Source organism: Streptomyces globosus, from assembly GCF_003325375.1.
GTDB lineage: Bacteria > Actinomycetota > Actinomycetes > Streptomycetales > Streptomycetaceae > Streptomyces > Streptomyces globosus_A.
Genome location: NZ_CP030862.1, coordinates 6218035 through 6237741, shown reverse-complemented (window position 1 = coordinate 6237741; position 19707 = coordinate 6218035). Strand labels below are relative to the sequence as shown.

Here is a 19707-nt window from a genome sequence, read left to right as displayed (position 1 = left end):
CGGGCGGGCCCCGCCCCCGGGGCCCGCCGCCCCTGCCGCCCGCCGCCCGCTGCCCCGCCGGGGCTACCGCGGCGGCAGCTTCGGCCGCCGCAGGTCCGGTACGTCGGTGTAGCCCGGCGGGACCGCCGCGGGCTGCGCCTCCAGCAGCTCCAGCGCCAGGTGCACCGCGTCCGCCAGCTGCGCGTGCCGGCCCTCCGCCCAGTCCAGCGGCGTCCGCAGGATCGCGTAGTCCGGTTCCACCCCTTGGTTCTCGATCGACCAGCCGTGCCCCTCGAACCAGGCGGCGTTCATCGGGACCGTGATGACCGTGCCGTCGCCGAGGACGTGCCGGCCGGTCATCCCGACGACGCCGCCCCACGTCCGCTGTCCCACCACCGGGCCCAGCCCGAGCAGCTTGAACGCCGCCGTGATCATGTCGCCGTCCGAGGAGGTCGCCTCGTCGGCCAGCGCGACGATCGGGCCGCGGGGCGCATTGGAGGCGTAGCTGACGGCCTGCGCGTCGCGGGTCAGGTCCCAGCCGAGGATGGAGCGGGTCAGCTTCTCGACGACCAGCTCGCTGATGTGCCCGCCCGCGTTGCCCCGTACGTCCACGATCAGCGCGGGCCGGGACATCTCCATCCGCAGGTCGCGGTTGAACTGCGCCCAGCCCGAGCCGCCCATGTCGGGGATGTGCAGGTAGCCGCAGCGGCCGCCGCTGATCTCGCGGACCACCGCGCGCCGCTTGGACACCCAGTCCTGGTAGCGCAGCGGCCGCTCGTCGATCAGCGGGACCACCGCCACCCGGCGGGCGCGCCCCTCGCCCTCGGCCGGCTCGAAGGTCAGCTCGACGGTCGTGCCGCCGGCCGCCGCGAGCAGCGGGTACGGGCCGGCCACGGCGTCGACGGGCCGGCCGTCGACGTGCGTGAGGACGGCGCCCTCCCGGATGCCGGTGCCGGCCAGCGGGGAGCGGGCCTTGGAGTCCGAGGACTCGCCGGGCAGGATCCGCTTGACGACCCAGTTCCCGTCGCGGCACACCAGGTTGGCCCCGAGCAGGCCGATGGGGCGCTGGTAGTGCGGCGGGCCCTCGTTGCGGCGGGCCGCGGAGACATACGCGTGGGACGTGCCCAGCTCGCCGAGGACCTCGCGCAGCAGGTCGGCGAACTCGTCGGGGGAGGCGACGCGTTCGACGAGCGGCCGGTACTGGGCGAGGATGCCGTCCCAGTCGATCCCGCACATCTTCGGGTCCCAGAAGTAGGCGCGGATCAGCCGCCCGGCCTCCTCGTAGGCCTGCCGCCACTCGGCGGGCGGGTCCACCTCGTGCAGGATGCGCCGCAGGTCCAGGTAGACGGTGGAGTCGCCGTCGCCGGACTCGGTGGCCGGGACGGCCCGCAGGTCGCCGTCGTCGTTGAGGACGAGGCGGGTGCCGTCGCCGCTGACCGCGAACCAGTCCAGGCCGGAGGCCAGTTCGGTCTTGCGGGCCTTCGTGATGTCGAAGTGCTCCAGGGTCGGCTTGCCGCTGGTGTCGGCGGGATTGGCGAACGTCTCGCCGAGGGCGCCCGAGATCGGCCAGCGCAGCCACACCAGCCCGCCGCCGCTGACCGGCTGCAGCGCCGAGTACTTCGACGCCGACACCGGGAACGGCGTCACCCGGTTCTCCAGCCCCTCCACCTCCACCGTCACCGAGCCGTCGCCCTCGCCGGACTCGCCCTCCACCGGGTCGAGGCCGCCCGCCGCGGGCCGCCCGTCGGGGGTGAACGCGAACGGCGAGGGGGTCGCCGACGACAGCGGCACCAGGTAGGGCCGGCAGCCCAGCGGGAACGACAGGTCGCCGGTGTGCACGTCGTAGACCGGGTCGAAGCCGCGCCACGACAGGAAGGCCAGGTAGCGGCCGTCCCGGGTGAAGACGGGGTGGTCGTCCTCGAAGCGGCCGTTCGTCACGTCCACGACGGTCCGCGGCCCGGTGCCGGAGATCCTGGCCATCCTGATCTGCCGCAGCGACCGGCCGATGCCCGGGTGCGACCACGCCAGCCACGCCCCGTCCGGGGAGAACGCCAGGTCGGTGACGGGCCCGTTGACGGACGCGACCAGCTCGGTGACCTCGCCGTTGGACTCCTCCGTCGCGTCGAGGAGCAGCAGCCGGCCGTCGTGCGAGGCGATGGCGAGGCGCTCCCCGTCCGGGTCGGCCAGCAGCTCCAGTACGCGCCCCAGCTTCCCGGAGGCCAGCCGGCGCGGCTCCCGTTCGCCCGAGGCGCGCGGCAGGTAGGCGATCTCGACGGCGTCCTCGCCCTCGGCGTCCGTGACGTACGCGACCTGGCCGCCGGTGCCGAGCATCTCCGGCAGCCGCACCCGCACCCCCGGCGTGTCGGCGATCGTGCGGGCCGGGCCGTCGCGGTGCGTGAGCCAGTACAGGCTGCCGCGGACGACGACGGCGCTGGCCCGCCCGGTGGTGTCGACGGACAGCGAGTCGACGTGGTGGGCGGCGGGCACCTGGTGGGTGCGCCTGCCCGCCCGCGGGCCGCCGAGGCGGACCTGGAGCTTCCGCGGGGTGCCGTCGGGGCCGAAGTCCTCGACGAGCCACAGCTCGCCGGCGCACTGGTAGACGACGCGGGAGCCGTCGCTCGCGGCGTGGCGGGCGTAGAACTCCTCGTGGTCGGTGTGCCGGCGCAGGTCGGTGCCGTCGGGCAGGCAGGAGTAGAGGTTGCCGATGCCCTGGTGGTCGGAGAGGAAGGCGATGCGGCCGCCGACGAACATGGGCGCGGCGATATGCCCTCCGATGTCCTCCAGCAGCCGCTTGCCGTGCAGCCAGAGCCGGCCGGTGGCGCCGCCGCGGTAGCGCTTCCACGCGGCCGGCTCGTGCGGGGGCTTGCCGGTCAGCAGCAGGGTGCGCCGCTCGACGGAGCCGTCCGCGGCGGCCTCGTCGTGCACCGCGATGTCGGACACCGGGCCCCAGGGCAGCCGGCCGCCGGGGGAGCCGTCGGTGGGCAGGCTGTACGCCCACGCGTAGTGGGAGAAGGGCTGCCCGTGCGAGGAGACGGCGAGGATGTCGCTGCGGCCGTCCTTGTCGGGCGGCGTCCAGCCGCAGACCCGGGTGTCGGTGGCGCCCCAGTGGCTGAGCCGGCGGGCAGGGCCGCCCTCGACGGGCGCGAGGTGCACCTCCGGGTCCAGGCTGCGCCACGTGGTGAAGGCGATGTGGCTGCCGTCGGGGGAGAAGCGGGGGTGGCCGATGCGGGTCCGGTCCACCGTGATCCGCCACGCCCGGCCGGGGGAGGCGCCGTCGGGGACGAGCGGGGCGACCCACAGGTCGTCCTCGGCGGCGAAGCACAGGAGGTCGTCGTGGAGGTGGGGGAAGCGGAGGTACGCGACGTCGTGGCTCACGTCCCCATGTTTTCCGCGGGGAAGGGGCCCGGCAACCCGTACAGGTGATCCAGGCCACGGAGCCAAGCGAAACGGAACGGTTTCGTTTCGCTCGGTCGGGGGGTATCGTCGTGGGTGTACGAAACGGTTTCGTTCGACGGGAGGTGCCCAGCGATGTCCGACGAGGTGTCGTCGCGGCGCAGCCGCATCACCCCCGAGCGCGAGGCCGAACTCCACGGGGCGGTCCTGGACCTGCTCCGGGAGGTCGGGTACGAGGCGCTCACCATGGACGCCGTCGCCACCCGCACCAGGTCCAGCAAGGCCACCCTCTACCGCCAGTGGGGGAGCAAGCCGGAGCTGGTCGCCCGGGCCCTTCGCTGCACCCAGCCGGTCCCCCTCGCGGAGATCGACACGGGCAGCCTGCGCGGGGACTTCGGGCTCATGGTCCAGTACTCCGACGACGCGCAGATGGCCAAGGACACCGCCCTGCTGCGGGGCCTGGCGCATGCCGTCCACGAGAGCCCGGAGCTCCACAAGGCGCTGCGGGACCTGCTGGTCGAACCGGAGCTCAACGGCATGCAGCTGATGCTGCAGCGGGCCGTCGAGCGGGGTGAGGTCTCCCCGGACTGCCCCGCCCTGGAGTTCGTGCCGCACGTCATCGTGGGGGCGTTCATCGCGCTCCCGCTGATCGAGGACCGTCCCGTCGACCGGGCCTTCCTCGGAGAGTTCATCGACGCCGTGGTGTTCCCCGCCCTCGGCGTCTGAGCCGCCGCGCGGGACCCGCCGGGATCCCCGTACGGCCGACAACCGCACAGATGCACCGCGCGGCTCCCACCGCGCACGATCCACCGCACCAGATCCACGCTGCTCCTGACACGCCGCTCTCGTCGTCGGGCCGGCTCTCCACGCCCTGATCCACCCGGATCCATCCCACGACTCGAACGGGAGAACCACTCCAGTGGCCACCTTCCTCTACCGTCTCGGCAGGGGCGCCTTCAGGCGCCGCGGCCTCGTCGCCCTCATATGGGTGGCGCTGCTGTTCGCCGCCGGCTTCGGCGCGGCATCGGCGTCCGCCCCCACCTCCGGATCCTTCTCGATGCCCGGCACGGAGGCCCAGAAGGCCTTCGACCTGCTCGACGAGAAGTTCCCGGGCATGGCCGCCGACGGCGCGTCCGCCCGGATCGTCGTCAAGGCGCCGCAGGGCGCCAGGATCACCGACGAGGCGAACAAGGCACAGGTCCAGAAGATCGTCTCCGGCATCCAGGAGGGACCGGGCAAGGCCCAGGTCGCCTCGGTCGCCGACCCCTTCCAGGTGCAGGCCGTCAGCCAGGACGGCTCCACCGCGTACGTGAGCGTCAAGTACACCGTCAGCGGCATGGAGCTGAAGGACGAGACGCGCGAGGCGCTCACCGAGTCCGGCGACGCGGCGAAGAAGGCCGGGCTGACCGTCGAGATCGGCGGCGACGCCCTGATGGCGGCCCCCGAGACCGGCTCGGGCGAGGTCATCGGCATCCTCGTCGCCGGCGTCGTGCTGGTCATCACCTTCGGCTCGCTGGTCGCGGCGGGGCTGCCGCTGCTGACCGCGCTGATCGGCGTCGGCATCGGCGTCTCCGCCATCACCGCGCTCGCGAACGTGCTGGACCTCGGCACCACCACCTCGACCCTCGCGATGATGATCGGCCTCGCGGTCGGCATCGACTACGCCCTCTTCATCGTCTCCCGCTACCGCGTGGAGCTCGCCGAGGGCCACGAGCGGGACGAGGCCGCGGGCCGCGCCGCCGGAACCGCCGGCTCCGCGGTCGTCTTCGCCGGCCTGACCGTGGTCATCGCCCTGGCCGGCCTGGCCGTCGTCAACATCCCGATGCTGACCAAGATGGGCCTCGCCGCCGCGGGCACCGTCGTCATCGCCGTCCTCGTCGCCCTGACGCTCGTCCCGTCCATCCTGGGCTTCGCCGGGCGCAAGGTACTCCCGGCGGGGACGAAGAGCAGGCTGTTCGGCAAGGGCCGGCCGGCCGGCGCCGAGCCCAAGGCCAACGCCGGCACCCGGTGGGCGAGCTTCGTGCTCCGCCGCCCCGTCGCCGTCCTGCTCCTCGGCGTGGTCGGCCTCGGCGCGATCGCCGTCCCGGCGGGCAGCCTGGAGATGGGCCTGCCCGACGACGGCTCCCAGCCGGTCTCCACCACCCAGCGCCGGGCGTACGACCTGCTGTCCGAGGGCTTCGGGCCCGGCTTCAACGGCCCGCTGATGGTCGTCGTCGACGGCGACAAGAAGCTGGCCGAGGCCGCAGAGGCGCGGATCAAGGGCATGGAGGGCGTGGCCGTGGTCACCCCGCCCGCGCCCAACGAGGCGGGCGACGCCGCGGTGATCACCGTCATTCCGAAGGACCGGCCGTCCTCCGCGGCGACCGAGGGCCTCGTCCGCGAGATCCGCGAATCCAGCGGCGACGAGGTGCTCGTCACCGGCGCCACCGCGATGAACATCGACTTCTCGCAGAAGATGGACGAGGCGCTGCTGCCCTACCTGGCGCTCGTCGTCGGCCTCGCCTTCCTGCTGCTGACGGTGGTCTTCCGCTCGATCCTCGTCCCGCTCAAGGCGGCCCTCGGGTTCCTGCTGTCGGTGGTGGCCGCCCTCGGCGCGGTCGTCGCGGTCTTCCAGTGGGGCTGGCTGGGCTCGCTGTTCGGGGTCGAGCAGACCGGTCCGATCATGAGCATGATGCCGATCTTCATGGTGGGCGTCGTCTTCGGCCTGGCGATGGACTACGAGGTCTTCCTCGTCACCCGCATGCGCGAGGCGTACGTGCACGGCGAGCGGCCCGGCCAGGCCATCGTGACCGGCTTCAAGTACAGCGCGCGGGTCGTCGTCGCCGCGGCCGTCATCATGATCGCGGTGTTCGCGGGCTTCATCGGCTCCAGCGAGCAGATGGTCAAGATGATCGGCTTCGGCCTGGCCGTCGCCGTCTTCTTCGACGCCTTCGTCGTCCGCATGGCCATCGTCCCGGCGGTGCTGGCGCTGCTCGGCCACCGGGCGTGGGCGCTGCCGGGCTGGCTGGACCGGATTCTGCCGAACGTGGACGTCGAGGGCGAGAGCCTGCGCAAGCACCTGGCCGGCGGGGACTCCGGCGAGGGGACGGGCAAGGACCGCGAGCTGGTCAGCGCCTGACGCCCTGACGCCCTTAACGCCCTGACGCCCTGGCGCCCTGAGGCCCGGCCCCGCACCCGCTCCCGACGGCGGATGCGGGGCCGGGCCGTCCGCATGCCCGGCGGGCGGGCCCGGGCCCGGCGGCTCCCGTTACGCCGGGCGGGTGGCGGAGGCGGCCGGGGCGGAGGCGGAGGCGCGGCGCAGGAAGCGGCGCAGCGCGGCGATGTCGAACTGGATGACCGCGACTCCCTCGGGGGAGTGGAGTTCGACGACGGCCTGGACCCGGCCGCAGGGCCAGACACGCACGTCGCCGGTGCCCGTGGGGGCCTGGAGCCCGGACTCCAGCAGGGCCCGCGGAAGGACCCACTCGTTGTCGGTGCCCTCGGGCGAGAGGCCCGCGGGGAAGACGATCCGCACGGCGAGCGGCTCGGCCGGCGCGTACCGCAGCGCGACGGGGATCTTCCGGTAGAGCGGATCGTCGCTGATGACGCGGGCGATGACGCGTTCCTCGACGCCGGGGACCACGGCGGTGGCGGCCGCGACGGCGGTGAGCGCGGCGGTGGCGGCCCCTGATGCGGGCCCGGTCGGATTCTCGGCGGTCGGCGACATCGACAAGACTCCTCGAATCGGAACATATAAGTCCGTATTGCCCCCAGCCTCGCACATTCCCACGAAAGTGCGAGGCGCTATTTGTGACCTCCCCGCTCTTGCCCATGGTTTGCAGGTGAGCCTTAATCTTGGGTGGATAAAGATTTTGTCAGCTCAAGGACGGCAGGAAGCGGAGCCAGCCATGCACGTGCCCGACGGATTCATCGACGCCCCCGTGTCCGCGGCCGCCGGTGTCCTCGCCGCCGGCGCGGTCGCCGTCAGCCTCCGCGGTGCCCGCCGCGAGCTCGACGAGCGCACCGCCCCGCTTGCCGGACTCGTCGCCGCCTTCATCTTCGCCGTGCAGATGCTGAACTTCCCGGTCGCGGCCGGCACCAGCGGGCACCTCCTCGGCGGGGCGCTCGCCGCGATACTCGTCGGCCCCTACACCGGCGTGCTGTGCATCTCGGTGGTCCTGCTGATGCAGGGCGTCCTCTTCGCCGACGGCGGGCTCACCGCCCTCGGCGTCAACATCACCGTCATGGGCGTGGTCACCGTGATCACCGCTCACCTGGTCTTCCGCGGCCTGCTCGCCGTCCTGCCCCGGAACCGGGGGTCCGCCCTCGCGTCCGCCTTCGCCGCCGCGCTCGTCTCCGTGCCCGCCTCCGCCGCGGCGTTCACCCTGCTGTACGCCGTCGGCGGCACCACGGACGTGCCCGTCGGCAAGGTGCTCGCCGCCATGCTCGGCGTCCACGTCCTGATCGGCATCGGCGAGGCCGCCATCACCGCCGCGACCGTCGGCGCCGTCCTCGCCGTCCGCCCGGACCTCGTCCACGGGGTCAAGGGCCTCGCCGCCCCGCTGAAGCTGCGCGTCGGCGGCGAACTCGTCGACGCCCCGGCCGCCGAGGCCCCCGCCGGTCCCGCCCGCTCCGGCCGCTCCGGCCGCGCCGTGTGGGCCGCCGGCCTGGCCGCCGCCCTCCTCCTCGCCGGGTTCGTCTCCTTCTACGCCTCCGCCAGCCCCGACGGCCTGGAGAAGGTCGCCGCCGACCAGGGCATCGACGCCAAGGCCGACCAGTACGAGCACGCCACCGCCGACTCGCCCCTCGCCGACTACGGCGTCAAGGACGTCGACGACGAGCGCCTCTCCGTCGGCCTCGCCGGCGTCATCGGCGTCGGCGCGACCGTCGCCGTCGGCACGGGCGTCTTCTGGGCGGCCCGCAGCCGCCGCACGCCGGCCGCGCGCCCCGCGGCCCACCCCGAGACCTCGGCGGTCTGACATGGGGGCGGGCCACGCCCACCGGCTCCACCTGGAGCGGAGCTCGCCGGTCCACGCACTGCCCCCGCACTGCAAGATCGTCGCGGCGTTCGCGTTCGTCCTGGTCGTGGTGTCCACCCCGCGCGAGGCGGTGTGGGCCTTCGGCCTGTACGCCCTCCTCCTCGCCGCCGTCGCCGCCGCGGCCCGCATCCCGCCCGCCTTCGTGCTGCGCCGGATGCTGGTCGAGGTGCCGTTCGTCGCGTTCGCCGTCCTCATGCCGTTCGTCGCGGAGGGCGAGCGCGTCGAGGTGCTCGGGGCGTCCCTGTCCGTCTCCGGACTGTGGGGCGCCTGGAACGTCCTCGCCAAGGGCACCCTCGGCGTCGCCGCCTCCGTCCTGCTCGCCGCGACCACCGAGCTGCGCGCCCTGCTGCTCGGCCTCCAGCGGCTGAGGCTGCCCCCGCTGCTCGTCCAGATCGCCACCTTCATGATCCGCTACGGGGACGTCATCGCCGACGAGCTGCGCCGGATGTCGATCGCCCGCCGCTCGCGCGGCTTCGAGGCCCGCGGCATCCGGCACTGGGGCGTCCTCGCGAAGACCGCCGGCGCGCTGTTCATCCGCTCCTACGAACGCGGCGAACGCGTCCACCTCGCCATGGTCAGCCGCGGCTACACCGGCTCCATGCCGGTCATCGACAACGTCACGGCCACCCGCGCCCAATGGGCCCGCGCGGCCGTACTCCCGACGGCGGCCCTCGCCGTCTGCCTGATCGGATGGACCCTGTGACCTCTGCCCCGGCCGTGCCCGCCCCCTCCCTGGAGGTCGCCGGCCTCGCGTACGCCTACCCCGACGGCCACCAGGCCCTCTTCGGCGTCGACCTGACCGTCGGCCGCGGCGAGCGCGTCGCCCTCCTCGGGCCCAACGGCGCGGGCAAGACCACCCTCGTCCTCCACCTCAACGGCATCCTCGGCGGCGGCATCGGCACCGTCCGCGTCGCCGGACTGCCCGTCGCCAAGCAGCACCTCGCCGAGATCCGCCGCCGCGTCGGCATCGTCTTCCAGGACCCCGACGACCAGCTGTTCATGCCGACCGTCCGGGAGGACGTCGCCTTCGGGCCGGCCGCCGCCGGCCTGCGCGGCGCCGAGCTGGAGGAGCGCGTCCGCGAGGCGCTGGAGCGCGTCGGCATGGCCGGCTTCGCCGACCGGCCCCCGCACCACCTCTCCTTCGGGCAGCGCCGCCGCGTCGCCGTCGCGACCGTCCTCGCCATGCGGCCGGAGATCCTCGTCCTGGACGAGCCCTCCTCCAACCTCGACCCGGCCTCCCGCCGCGAGCTCGCCGACATCCTCCGCTCCCTCGACGTCACCGTCCTCATGGTCACCCACGACCTGCCCTACGCCCTGGAGCTGTGCCCCCGCTCGGTCGTCCTCAGCGAGGGCGTCATCGCCGCCGACGGCCCCACGCAGGAGCTGCTGTGCGACGAGGAGCTGATGCGCGCCCACCGCCTGGAGCTGCCCTTCGGGTTCGACCCGCGGTCGGTCCGGGCGGCACCGTCGCGGGAATGAGCCGGCCCAGGTGGGAGTTGGACCGCACGTGAACATCCAGGGTGAGGTGGCGGAGGGCTACGAGGCCGTCCGCGACGCCTTCGTACGCAACTTCGAGGTGCTCGGCGACCGGGGCGCGGCCGTGGCCGTGTACCGGGACGGCCGGCGGGTCGTCGACCTGTGGGGCGGCACGCACGACGCCGACGGCACCGCCCCGTGGACGGCGGACACGGCGCAGGTGGTCCGCTCGGCCACCAAGGGCGTCGCGGCCGTCGTCCCGCTGCTGCTGCACCAGCGCGGGCTTCTCGACCTGGACGCGCCCGTCGGCGACCACTGGCCCGAGTTCAAGGCGGGCGGCAAGGAGGGCGCCCTGGTCCGCGACCTGCTCGCGCACCGGGCCGGCGTACCCGCCCTGGACGTGCCGCTGACCCCGGAACAGGCCGCGGACGGCCTCTCGGGCGCGCGGGCGGTCGCCGCGCAGCGGCCGTTCTGGGAGCCGGGCACGGCGCACGGCTACCACGCGCAGACCTTCAGCTGGCTGCTGTCCGAGCTGGTGCTCCGGGTGACCGGCGCCTCCCTCGGGTCCTGGCTCGCCCAGGAGGTCACCGGCCCGCGCGGCCTGGACTTCTGGATCGGGCTGCCGCAGGAGGTCGCCGAGTCGGGGCGGGTCGGCCGGGTCGGCGCCGTCGAGCCGCCGCAGTCGGCGGGGGCGCTGCGCCTGCGGCCGCGGAGAAACGTTTCGGAGGCGTACGCGGACCCCGACTCCCTCACCCGGCGCGCCTTCGCGGCGATCACCCCGCTCGCCGACGAGAACGCCCCCGCCTACCGGGCCGCCGAACTCCCCGCCTCCGCCGGCATCGGCACCGCCCGCGCCCTCGCCGGCCTGTACGCGTCCCTGATCGGCGACACCGAGGACGGCCCCCGCCTGTTCACCCCCGAGACGACCGCCCTCGCGGGCACCGAGCTGTCGTCCGGCCCCGACCGGGTCCTTGTCGTGGGCACCCGCTTCGGACCGGGCCACATGCTCCACAGCCCCGCCTCGCCGATGCTGTCCCCCGCCTCCTTCGGCCACCCGGGCCGCGGCGGCTCCCTCGCCTTCGCCGACCCGGAATCGGGCATCGCCTTCGGCTACGTCACGAACGCCCTGGCGTCATCGGTCACAGCCGACCCCCGCGCCCAGTCCCTGCTCCGCGCCCTGCGCACGGCCCTCTGAGCCGGGCGTCCACCTCCGCACGCCCCCGATCCGCTGATGTGCGGTTCTCCCCGGGAGGGCGGAGGCGGCCGTCCTCCACACTCCGGGGTGCCGGCTCGGGGGCAGGAGAGAGCGGCGCTCACGCACCGGTCGCAGCGGCGGCGGTGCGCAGAAGGCGGGCGACCTGGGCGGGATGGGTCAGCTGGGGGTAGTGGCCCGCCCCGGCGATCTCGTCCACCGGGATGCCGACGGGCCCGGTCAGCGGGTCCGCCGAACCCACGACGATCCGGACCGGGACGGCCACCCGGTCGAGCAGGGCCCGCCATTCGCGGCGCGCGGCGGCGTCCCCGCGCAGGGCCGCGGCCACGCGGCGCGCCACTCCGGGGCGCCTCAGGTCGGCCGCGGCGCTGCGCACCTCCGGTCCGTCGGGGACGCCGAGCGTCCGGGCCAGCCGAGGAGGCGGCATGCGCCGCAGCATCGGCGCGGCCGCGGCGGAGCGGGCGAGCCGCGGGGCGGGCGCCTGCAGGAACGCCGGGGAGACGAGGACGAGGCCGCCGAGGCGGTCCGGATGGCGGACGGCGAAGCGGAGTGCGGCCCCGCAGGCCAGCGAGTGCGCGACCAGCACGGGCCGGGTCTGCACCGGGCCCATCAGATCGGCCAGCCACACGTCGGTCGTCGATGGGGACGGCGCCGAGCGCCCCAGGCCGGGCAGGTCGGGGGCGAGCACCGGCCCGGGGAGGTGGGCGGCGACGGGCCTCCAGAGGTCGCCGTTCATCGGCAGGCCGTGCAGCAGGACGTGGGAGGGGCGATGCCGGTCGCCGGTCACCCAGGTCGGAGCGCCGGCGACGGTGTGGAAGCCGTACGGGCTCTGCCAGGGCGCTGCGGAGCCGAAGCGGGCGGCCACCAGGTCGTCCGCCCAGGTGCGCAGGGCCTCGGTCACCGGAGGCGTCTCCAGGCCGGTGCGTGCGGCGAAGGCGTCGGCGGAGGCCGTCGGGTACCGGTCGGCCGACAGGAACGACAGGGTCTCGGGGTCTGCACCGGTCAACCGCCGCGGCAACCGCCGCAGCAGGCCGGCCGGAACGGTCCGGCGGGGTGCCCGTACCCCCATGTGGGCGGCCATCGTGCCGATCAGGTCGGGCAGGAGCGGGGTGTCGTCGTCGAGCACCCAGTAGTGCTCGCCCGCGGGCGACCCGGGGATCTCCGCCAGGAAGCGCACGAGGTAGTCGATGGTCGTGACCGGCAGGAAGGTGTCGGAGCCTCCGGGCAGCGCGGGGAGCCGCCCGTTCCACAGGTCCTCGACGAGGGTGGCCAGGCCGATGTACTGGCCGGGCCCGATCACGGTGCTGGGGTTGGCGACGGTCAGCGGCACCGACAGGGCCTCGGCGCGGGCCCGTACGGCGAGGTCGGCCTCCAGCTTCGACGCCTCGTAGGCTCCCAGCCCGGCGTAGTCGGGGTGGCCGTCGGCGGCGCTCACCCGGTATCCGCTGATGTGCACGAGCCTGCGCAGCCGGGGCAGCGTGGCGGCCCATTCGACCACGTTCAGCGCCCCGGTGACGTTCACCGCCCGCGCGTCCCGCTCGCTGAGGCCGAAGGCGAAGCGGGCGGCCGCGTTGTACACGTCCCGGACGTCGGGCAGTTCCGCGAGCGGCCGGGTGATGTCGGCGGTGACGATCTCGAGCCCGCGGAGGCCGACGCCCTGGGAGGCCAGCCAGGGGGTGAGGGTGTCGTTGCGTACGGCCGCCGCCACCCGCTGACCCCGGGTCAGCAGCTCGGCGACGAGGGAACGGCCGATGAAGCCGGTCGCGCCGAAGACGATCGCGTCCATGGAGCTCTCCTCTAATAGATCGGTCTACATATTTTCTGGGCAGAAAGAGGCCCGCCGTCGCCGGCGGGCATCGTCAGCCGACCAGGGCGCCGATCCGGCGGGCGACCCGGTCCAGAGGCTCCTTGCTGCGGTGCGTCCGGGCCAGCAGGAGCGCACCCTCCACGAGGGCCAGGATGGCGGTCGCGAGGTCGTCGCCGTCCGGGCGGCCGGCAAGCCGCGCGCGCAGAGCCGCCTCCCACGACGTGTAGACCTCCGAGCACGCCTCCTGCAGCGGGCCGTTGGTGCCGGCCGTCTCCAGCGCGACGGTGGCCACCGGGCACCCCTTGCGCCACCCCGACTCCTCCAGCCGCTCGCCCAGGTGGCGCAGTACCGCTTCGGCGAACTCCGCCACCGACGTACTGGAGTCCGCCAGGCTCTCCAGCTCGCCGCCGATGGCGCGCCCGGCCCGCCGGACGGACTCGCCGACCAGCTGGTCCTTGCCGCCGGGGAAGTGGAAGTACAGCGAGCCGCGAGGCGCGCCACTGGCCGCGATCACCTGGTTGAGCCCGGCGCCGAGGTAGCCCCCGGCCTCGATCAGCTCCTGCGTCGCGTCCAGCAGCCGGTCGCGCGTTTCGGCGCCTTTCAGTCCCATGGCGCCACTGTAGACCGATCTACATATTCTCTCAACGGGTGCCGTCAGCGGTTGAGGACGGCCGCCACGATCGGGCCCGCCGCGTCGCCGCCGTGGCCGCCGGCCTCCACCATGGCCGCCGCCGCCACGTCGCCGCTGAAGGCCGTGAACCAGCTGTCCGGGCTGCCCGCGCCGTCGACCTCCGCCGAGCCCGTCTTCGCCCCCTTGTCCGAGCCCCGTACGCCCGCCATGGTCTGCGCGGCCGTGCCCGATGCGGCCGTCAGCCGCATCATCTGCACCAGCTGCCGTGCCACCGCCGGCTTCATCGTCCGCTCGGCCCGGGCGAGGGGCCGTCCGTCCAGGCCGGGCGCGACCAGCACCGGCTGCCGGAACACCCCGGTGCGCGCCGTGGCCGTGATCGAGGCGACGGTGAGGGGGTTCATGGTGATCCGGCCCTGCCCGATGTACGCGGCCGCCGCCGCGGCTCCGGTCGCCTCGGGCACGCTGCCGTCGACGGAGCGGACGCCTGTCTTCCAGTCGAGGCCGATCCCGAAGACCTCGCGCGCCTCCTCCGCCAGCGCCCCGTCGTCGTCCACGGTCTTGATGCGCTTGATGAACGAGGTGTTGCAGGACCGGGCGAACGCCGTCGCGAAGTCCGCGCCCGGCAGTTCGAAGCCGCGCAGGTTGTGGAAGGGGCGGCCGCCCCAGGAGACCTCCTTCGTGCACTGCGCCGGCTGGTCCGCCGCTGCCGCGCCGCGGTCCATCAGCATCGCCGCCGTGACGATCTTCATCGTGGAGCCGGGGGCGCGGGCGCCCTCCATCGCCGCGTTGAAGCCGTCCTTGCGGTGATTGGCGACGGCCAGGACGTGCCCGGTGCTCGGCTGGATCGCGACGACCGACGCCTCGGGGTAGCGCGCCACCGCCTTCTCTGCCGCCGCCTGCACCCGCGCGTCCAGGGTCGTCTCCAGCTTCGCCGGCTCGCCCTCGGCCAGCGTCAGCAGCGTGCGCCGGGGCGCTTCCGGGGAGGCCGGCTCGATCCACAGCTCGACGCCGGGCCGCCCGCCCGCCTTCCCGCCGTACGTGCGGCGCAGCTGGTCCAGGACCGGCCGCAGGGAGGGGTACCGCTGCGGGTCGAGCTCCTCGCCGCGCCGGTCGACGGCCTTGACCGGCGGCGCGGCCGGCGGGCCGGCCCGCAGCTCCTCGCCCCGGCCCAGCTCGGGGTGGACCACCGAGGGCTGCCAGTCGACGAGCGGCTTCCCGGTCGTCTCTCCGCGCACCACCGTCAGCTTCGAGGCGTACGCGAGGGGCTTCGCGGCGCCCTCGTGGGCGACCTCCGCGGCCACCGTGAACGGGACGGCCGCCCCCTCCGGGGCGCCGGGCGTGAACACGGCCTTGGCGATGTGCGCCCTGTCCCGGTAGCCGGCCAGTGCGGCCTGCGCGGCGGCGGCGTTGTTCGTCAGCCGGGCGGCCTCGCGGTCCCTTCCGGCGGCCCAGGCGGCGAGGAACGCCTTCGCCGTCCGGGCGGCCTCCTCCCCGGTGACGGGTCCGCTGCCCTTCGCGGACGCCGCCGAGGCGCCCGCCCCCTCGCCGCTGCCGGCGCCGTCGACCAGCGTGTACACCCCGAGCGCCGTGCCGCCGACCATCGCGAGGAACACCCCGACCACGACCGCGCCTTTGCCTGCCCCGTTCATCCGCGCCCCTCCCCAGGACATCCGATCCCTTGAACGCGTTCAAGGACCTCCGGCGGACGACCTTACGCGCTGTGCGCGTGCCATGTGCATGTTGTTGCGGGAGCCGGACATTCCGATTCGGGCCGAGAACAGCCGCGGGCCCCGGCGCCGACCGGCACCGGGGCCCGCGGCCGCCGTCTCAGACCCAGGTGTCCAGCCACATGCGGCTGCGCCAGGAGTCCATCGGGATCGACTGGCCCGTGTAGATCGGCCAGAAATAGATGAAATTCCAGATGATCAGCAGGACGAGGACGCCCGCCGCCACCGCGCCGAGCGTGCGGCGGCGCTCCGTCGAGTCCCGCGGGCCCAGGAGGGCGCCCACGGTCATCGCCAGGGCCAGGCACAGGTACGGGACGAACACCACCGCGTAGAAGTAGAAGATGGTGCGCTCCTGGTAGTTGAACCAGGGGAGCAGGCCCGCGGCCACCGCGCACGCGATGGCGCCCGCGCGCCAGTCGCGGCGGAAGAACCACCGCCACAGCACGTACAGCAGGGCGAAGCAGCCCGCCCACCACAGCAGCGGGGTGCCGAGGGCCAGGACCTCGCGGGCGCACTTGCCGGCCTCCGTCGCCGGGCAGCCGTCCGCGCCCGGTTCCGGGGACTCGTAGAAGTACGACACCGGCCGGCCGACGACCAGCCAGCTCCACGGGTTCGAGTCGTACGTGTGCCCCGAGGTCAGGCCCACGTGGAAGCTGTAGACCTCCGTCTCGTAGTGCCACAGGCTGCGCAGCCACTCCGGCAGGAACGACAGCGGGCTGTCCTGGTCCTGCTTCGCCGCCCAGTCGCGGAAGTAGCCGCCGCGGCCGTCGTCCGGGCTGAGGATCCAGCCCAGCCAGGACGCGACGTACACCGCGACCGCCACCGGCACCGTCGAGACGAAGCCCGGCAGCGCGTCCCGGCGCAGCATCGCCGCGTACGGGGCGGCCGCGCCCGCGGTGCGGCGGGCGGCCGCGTCCCACAGGACCGTCAGGATCCCGAAGAACGCCAGGGTGATCAGGCCGTTCCACTTCGTCCCGAAAGCCAGGCCCAGGCACACGCCCGCCAGGATCCGGTACGGGCGCACGCCGAGCCGCAGCGTCTCGGCGACCACCGCGTCGGGCCGGGTACGGCCCTCCGCGTCCACGGGCAGGGCCGCCGCGAGCCGCTCCCTGGCCCGGTCGCGGTCGACGAGCAGCGCCCCGAACGCGGCCAGCACGAAGAACATCAGCACCAGGTCCAGCAGCGCGGCCCGGCTCATCACCAGGTGCAGGCCGTCCACGGCGAGGAGTCCGCCCGCGAGGCAGCCGAGGAACGTGGAGCGGAGCAGGCGGCGCCCGATCCGGCACAGCAGCAGCACCGACAGCGTGCCGAGCACGGCCGTCATGAACCGCCAGCCGAACGGGTCGAAGCCGAACATCCACTCGCCGAGCCCGATGACCCACTTCCCGACCGGCGGGTGCACCACGTACCCCGGGTCCGTCGGCAGGGCCACCCCGTCCGGGTTGGCCAGGATCGACTTGTCGATGTCCTTGGGCCAACTCGCCTCGTAGCCCTGCCGGATGGTCGCCCACGCGTCCTTCGCGTAGTACGTCTCGTCGAATATCACGGCCTTCGGGCTGCCCAGCTGCCAGAACCGCATGACCCCGGCCACCAGCGCGACCGCGATCGGCCCGGCCCACGCCATGACGCGCTGCCAGGTCGCCGCCGCTGCCGCGGAGAAGCCCAGCGCCGCCCACAACTGCCCGGACGGGCGGGCGTACGGGGGCACCAGGCGGGCGCGGACGTCTGCCGGGCGCGCTCCGGCGGGCGGCGCGTAGCCGAAGCCGCGCAGCCGGCGCAGCCAGGGGGACGGCTCTTCTGCCCGGCCCGCCGGCGGGGCGGTCGGGGCCCCCGCGGGGCTGGGCGGCGGCGTCGCGGTACTGGTCACCGGGTCATCGTAGGGAACGCCCGGTCGCGATCCACAGCGCCGTGGTCGCGATCCACAGCGCCGTGGCAGTGCGCTCCGCCGTGCTGCCCGCCGCCGGAGCGTGTGCCGGGCGGGACGGCTGAGAGGATGGACGGGTGACGACCGACCAGCCCACCCGTACCGGAGCCGCCGCCCACGGCGTGCTCGTCCTCGCCGGCACCCCGATCGGCGACCTTGCCGACGCCCCGCCCCGCCTTGCGGCCGAGCTGGAGCGGGCGGACGTGGTCGCCGCCGAGGACACCCGCCGGCTGCGCCGGCTGACCCAGGGGCTCGGCGTGCACACCACCGGCCGGGTCGTGTCGTACTTCGAGGGCAACGAGTCCCAGCGGACCCCCGAGCTCGTCGAGGCGCTGGAGGACGGCAAGCGGGTGCTGCTCGTCACCGACGCCGGCATGCCGTCCGTCTCCGACCCCGGCTACCGGCTCGTCGCCGCCGCCGTGCAGCAGGACATCAAGGTCACCGCGGTGCCCGGGCCTTCCGCGGTGCTCACCGCGCTCGCCCTGTCCGGGCTGCCCGTGGACCGCTTCTGCTTCGAGGGGTTCCTGCCGCGCAAGGCCGGAGAGCGCCTCGCCCGGCTCCGCGAGGTCGCGGCCGAGCGGCGCACCCTCGTCTACTTCGAGGCCCCGCACCGGCTCGACGACACCCTCGCCGCGATGGCCGAGGCCTTCGGCGCCGACCGCCGAGCGGCGGTCTGCCGGGAGCTGACCAAGACGTACGAGGAGGTCAGGCGCGGCGGGCTCGGCGACCTCGCCGCGTGGGCCGCCGAGGGGGTCCGCGGCGAGATCACCGTCGTCGTCGAGGGCGCCCCCGAGGCCGGGCCCGCCGACCTGGACGCCGCGGAGCTGGTGCGGCGCGTACGGGTGCGCGAGGAGGCAGGGGAGCGGCGCAAGGAGGCCATCGCGGCGGTCGCCGCCGAGGCCGGCCTACCCAAGCGGGAGGTGTTCGACGCCGTCGTCGCGGCAAAGAACGCGGCCGAAAAGATGCCGTAAGAGGGTAAAGGGATAACCTGAAAAGCAAAGCTCGGACCGCGCACCGGGCGCCTCGGGCATGAGTCGCCCAAGGACCGTCCAATTCTCGACATGGCCTGATGCGCTCCCGCCCGGCGAGGCGTCCACTGGCAATGGCACCAGTGGAACAAGAGGAGCTGGCATGAGCGAGATCGCAGACACCCCGGCAGCCGCCCCCGTCCCGGCCCCCGCCCCGTCGCCCGCAGCGGCCCGCGCCGCCGCGGCCGCCGCGGCCGGCGTCCACGTCGCCCACGAGGCGTACTCCTTCGCCTGCATGCGGTGCGGCTACGGCTGGGAGCAGGGCTACGAGATCGAGCACCACACCGACGGCCACGGCCGCCCCTTCATCGTCCACCGGGCGGGCGGCGAGCGCGTCCCCTCCCCGCTGTCCAACCCGACCTGCCACAACTGCGGCAGCCACGTCGTGCGGATCATGCGGGAGGGGCAGGTGTCCACCGTCCGCGGCACCATGGACAGCATCTACCACCACCCGGTCTCGCCCGGCATCGCCGGACCCGTCCCGGCCGGCGCGAACCTGCCGCGCGCCGACCGCCGCACCGCACCCCGCCACGACGCCCCCGGACCCGTGCCGGTGGACGGCGGCGAGGAGCGCCGCGGCTTCTTCGCCCGACTGCTGGGGCGCCGCCGCCGGTCATAAGATCGGCCGTATGAGCGCCTCCAAGGACACCCCGCCGCCGCTGCCCGAACCGCTCCGGGTCGCCGTGGCGGACTCGCACACCCACCTCGACATGCAGGCCGGCACCGTCGAGGAGGGCCTCGCCAGGGCCGCCTCGGTCGGCGTGGCGACCGTCGTGCAGGTGGGCTGCGACGTGAAGGGCTCCCACTGGGCCGCCGAGACCGCCGCGGCGTACGACAACGTCCACGCCGCCGTCGCCCTCCACCCGAACGAGGCGCCCCGCATCGTCCTCGGCGATCCCGACGGATGGTCCCGGCAGGGCGCACGCCCGGGCGGCGGGCAGGCCGCCCTCGACGAGGCCCTCGCCGAGATCGACGCCCTCGCCGCGCTCGACCACGTCAAGGCCGTCGGCGAGACCGGCCTCGACTACTTCCGCACCGGGCCCGAGGGCATGGCCGCCCAGGAGCTGTCCTTCCGCGCCCACATCGAGATCGCCAAGCGCCGCGGCAAGGCCCTCGTCATCCACGACCGCGACGCCCACGCCGACGTCCTGCGGATCCTCCGCGAGGAGGGCGCCCCCGAGCGGACCGTCTTCCACTGCTACTCCGGCGACGCCGACATGGCCCGCGAGTGCGCCGCCGCCGGCTACTACATGTCCTTCGCCGGCACCGTCACCTTCAAGAACGCCCAGCCGCTGCGCGACGCCCTCGCCGCCGCCCCCGCGGAGCTCGTCCTCGTCGAGACCGACGCCCCCTACCTCACCCCCGCGCCGTACCGCGGACGGCCGAACGCCCCGTACCTCATTCCGCTGACGGTCCGCGCGATGGCCGCGGTCCGCGGCATCGACGAGGACGCCATGGCCACGGCCATCGCCGCCAACACGGCGCGCGCCTTCGGCTACTGACCCGCCCCC

At 74.4% G+C, this 19707-nt stretch carries 15 protein-coding genes; 9 read left to right on the top strand and 6 right to left on the bottom strand.

What is annotated here, in order from left to right; translation table 11 throughout:
- Positions 1–63: 63 nt before the first annotated feature.
- Positions 64–3354 carry a S41 family peptidase gene (locus C0216_RS27635; RefSeq protein WP_114057878.1) on the bottom strand — a complete coding sequence of 1097 codons (3291 nt, stop codon included), beginning with the start codon at positions 3352–3354 and terminating at the stop codon, positions 64–66.
- Between the two features lie 153 nt (positions 3355–3507).
- On the opposite strand from C0216_RS27635, the gene C0216_RS27630 reads away from it, so the two are divergent.
- Positions 3508–4098 carry a TetR/AcrR family transcriptional regulator gene (locus C0216_RS27630; RefSeq protein ID WP_114057877.1) on the top strand — a complete coding sequence of 197 codons (591 nt, stop codon included), beginning with the start codon at positions 3508–3510 and terminating at the stop codon, positions 4096–4098.
- 193 nt (positions 4099–4291) lie between these two features.
- Positions 4292–6490, top strand: a complete 2199-nt coding sequence (locus tag C0216_RS27625; protein WP_114057876.1) for an MMPL family transporter — start codon at positions 4292–4294, stop codon at positions 6488–6490.
- 129 nt (positions 6491–6619) lie between these two features.
- Here the strand turns inward: C0216_RS27625 and C0216_RS27620 are convergent, their stop codons facing one another.
- A complete protein-coding gene (locus C0216_RS27620; protein WP_114057875.1) occupies positions 6620–7078 on the bottom strand; it encodes an SsgA family sporulation/cell division regulator in 459 nt (152 codons plus the stop codon).
- Positions 7079–7259: 181 nt separating this feature from the next.
- Here C0216_RS27620 and C0216_RS27615 point away from each other — a divergent pair, with 181 nt between their 5' ends.
- From C0216_RS27615 to C0216_RS27600, 4 genes are read left to right on the top strand one after another with little or no spacing between them, the layout of a single operon-like run.
- The gene (locus C0216_RS27615) at positions 7260–8330 is read left to right on the top strand and encodes an energy-coupling factor ABC transporter permease (protein WP_114057874.1); all 1071 of its coding nucleotides are present in this window, start codon (positions 7260–7262) and stop codon (positions 8328–8330) included.
- A gap of 1 nt (position 8331) precedes the next feature.
- A complete protein-coding gene (gene cbiQ / locus C0216_RS27610) occupies positions 8332–9093 on the top strand; it encodes a cobalt ECF transporter T component CbiQ (RefSeq protein WP_114057873.1) in 762 nt (253 codons plus the stop codon).
- Positions 9081–9869 carry an energy-coupling factor ABC transporter ATP-binding protein gene (locus tag C0216_RS27605; RefSeq protein WP_114057872.1) on the top strand — a complete coding sequence of 263 codons (789 nt, stop codon included), beginning with the start codon at positions 9081–9083 and terminating at the stop codon, positions 9867–9869. The genes cbiQ and C0216_RS27605 overlap by 13 nt, the downstream gene beginning before the upstream one ends.
- Positions 9870–9897: 28 nt before the next feature.
- Positions 9898–11061 carry a serine hydrolase domain-containing protein gene (locus tag C0216_RS27600; RefSeq protein WP_114057871.1) on the top strand — a complete coding sequence of 388 codons (1164 nt, stop codon included), beginning with the start codon at positions 9898–9900 and terminating at the stop codon, positions 11059–11061.
- Between the two features lie 118 nt (positions 11062–11179).
- Here C0216_RS27600 and C0216_RS27595 read toward each other — a convergent pair whose 3' ends face one another.
- The 4 genes from C0216_RS27595 to C0216_RS27580 all read right to left on the bottom strand — a co-directional run bounded on the left by C0216_RS27595 (position 11180) and on the right by C0216_RS27580 (position 17111).
- Positions 11180–12865 carry an alpha/beta fold hydrolase gene (locus C0216_RS27595; RefSeq protein ID WP_114057870.1) on the bottom strand — a complete coding sequence of 562 codons (1686 nt, stop codon included), beginning with the start codon at positions 12863–12865 and terminating at the stop codon, positions 11180–11182.
- A 73-nt stretch (positions 12866–12938) separates the two neighbouring features.
- A complete protein-coding gene (locus tag C0216_RS27590; protein WP_114057869.1) occupies positions 12939–13496 on the bottom strand; it encodes a TetR/AcrR family transcriptional regulator in 558 nt (185 codons plus the stop codon).
- Between the two features lie 44 nt (positions 13497–13540).
- Entirely contained in the window at positions 13541–15166 is a 1626-nt protein-coding gene (locus tag C0216_RS27585; RefSeq protein ID WP_114057868.1) for a penicillin-binding transpeptidase domain-containing protein, read from the bottom strand.
- Positions 15167–15344: 178 nt separating this feature from the next.
- Entirely contained in the window at positions 15345–17111 is a 1767-nt protein-coding gene (locus tag C0216_RS27580; RefSeq protein ID WP_114057867.1) for a dolichyl-phosphate-mannose--protein mannosyltransferase, read from the bottom strand.
- A 134-nt stretch (positions 17112–17245) separates the two neighbouring features.
- Between C0216_RS27580 and rsmI the strand changes: the two genes are divergently transcribed.
- The 3 genes from rsmI to C0216_RS27565 all read left to right on the top strand — a co-directional run bounded on the left by rsmI (position 17246) and on the right by C0216_RS27565 (position 19698).
- The gene (rsmI, locus tag C0216_RS27575; protein ID WP_174250472.1) at positions 17246–18139 is read left to right on the top strand and encodes a 16S rRNA (cytidine(1402)-2'-O)-methyltransferase; all 894 of its coding nucleotides are present in this window, start codon (positions 17246–17248) and stop codon (positions 18137–18139) included.
- 160 nt (positions 18140–18299) lie between these two features.
- Complete coding sequence (locus C0216_RS27570) at positions 18300–18815, top strand: hypothetical protein (RefSeq protein WP_428985465.1); 516 nt, start codon at positions 18300–18302, stop codon at positions 18813–18815.
- Between the two features lie 10 nt (positions 18816–18825).
- The gene (locus C0216_RS27565; protein WP_114057866.1) at positions 18826–19698 is read left to right on the top strand and encodes a TatD family hydrolase; all 873 of its coding nucleotides are present in this window, start codon (positions 18826–18828) and stop codon (positions 19696–19698) included.
- Positions 19699–19707 lie beyond the last annotated feature (9 nt).